The sequence below is a fragment of the Thermus brockianus genome (assembly GCF_021462505.1).
GTDB classification, from domain to species: Bacteria; Deinococcota; Deinococci; order Deinococcales; family Thermaceae; genus Thermus; species Thermus hydrothermalis.
In genome coordinates this window covers 1-1,038 of the sequence record NZ_JAKEDV010000025.1, presented here as the reverse complement: position 1 = coordinate 1,038, position 1,038 = coordinate 1, and the positions used below count along the sequence as shown (strand labels likewise).

The 1,038-nt window shown below is 67.7% G+C and carries 1 protein-coding gene; it reads right to left on the bottom strand.

Going from position 1 to position 1,038, the window contains the following annotated elements; translation table 11 throughout:
* Positions 1-34: 34 nt before the first annotated feature.
* Positions 35-970, bottom strand: a complete 936-nt coding sequence (locus LXN00_RS12595; RefSeq protein ID WP_234508725.1) for a transposase — start codon at positions 968-970, stop codon at positions 35-37.
* Between the last annotated feature and the right edge of the window lie 68 nt (positions 971-1,038).

Below are 1,038 nucleotides of genomic sequence, written 5' to 3'. Positions count from 1 at the left end.
GCCCCCTTTTCGGATATTCATCTGCGTACTCACCTCACGCCACCGCCCGCAACACCCGGGTGATGGGCAGACCCGCCTGCCCAAGAAGCTGGGCCACCACGCTCCAGGCCATCACCCAAGCTTCCACTTGCAGGGCCACCGCCTTCAGCCCCCGTACCCTCCCCACCGCCCCCACCAGCCCCATCGGCCCCTTCAGCAGACCAAAGACCGTCTCCAGCTCCCACCGCCGCCCCAAAAGCCTCCGGTACGCACCTCTCCCCCGCCGCCGCAGGTTCAAAAGCCGCCCCCTCCCCTTTGGCCTTCCCCGTCTCCGGTTATGCCCCGTCACCAGAAGCATCCCTCGCCTCCTCGTCAACCGAAAGTTGGCTTCCCCCTCGTAGGCCGCGTCCGCCACCACCACGGGGGGCTTCTCCCCAGGAAACCTCTCCACCCCCCAGAGCATCCCCCGCCCCACCGGGGAGTCGTGCCATGAGGCCGGGGTCACCCGTAGGGCCAGCACCTCCCCCGTGTCCAGGTCCACGAGGAGGTGGAGCTTGTACCCATAAACCCAGCCCCCATCCGAGCCCACGCCCCAAGCCGCCTCCCCATCCGACCTCTGGGCGGGGAGAAGGGTGGCGTCCATGGCCAGCACCCGCCTCCCCCGGCCCACCCGCTCCCCTCCCCGCAGGAGGGGCCAGGGTAGCTTCCGGCTCCGCTCGCTGAGAGTGGCAGAGGAGGGAACGCGCTCTAGACCGAGGCGCTTGCGGAGCCTAGGGTTGCGGGCCAGTTCCCGGCGCATGCGTTCGCTGGAGAAGCCCAGGAGGGCGCGGACCAGGTGGAAGAGAAAGAGGCTGAGGTCGGAGAAGGTCCTGGGCCTGCCGGGTTTTCTCTCCCCTTCTGGCAAGCGGGCTTGGAGCCATGCCTGGAGCAGGGGGACCAGTTCCTCCAGGGGCAGGGGTAGGATGGAAGGGGGCGTCTGGTGTTCTTCCACAGCTCACCAAGCGCCCCCTTTTCCTTTGGCTTGTCAAGGGGGTATGCATTGAATATCCGAAAGGGGGG